Raw genomic sequence first — 238 nt, forward strand, 5'->3', positions numbered from 1 at the left:
CGATAAGAATAATGTCCCTTATAAAAAAGAACAAGGCAATTACACAGTAGCTAATGTTAAAGGTAATAATGTAAGAGACGGTTATTCAACTAATTCAAGAATTACAGGGGTATTACCCAACAACACAACAATTACGTATGACGGTGCATATTGTATTAATGGTTATAGATGGATTACTTATATTGCTAATAGTGGACAACGTCGTTATATAGCGACAGGAGAGGTAGACAAGGCAGGT

At 34.9% G+C, this 238-nt stretch carries 1 protein-coding gene; it reads left to right on the plus strand.

Annotated features, from left to right (window positions below):
• Nucleotides 1-238 (plus strand): SH3 domain-containing protein (locus FPQ13_RS13340; protein ID WP_246065552.1); only part of this gene is annotated, 238 nt, incomplete at both ends.

It is taken from the genome of Allobacillus salarius (genome assembly GCF_007559425.1).
GTDB classification, from domain to species: domain Bacteria; phylum Bacillota; class Bacilli; order Bacillales; family Alkalibacillaceae; genus Allobacillus; species Allobacillus salarius.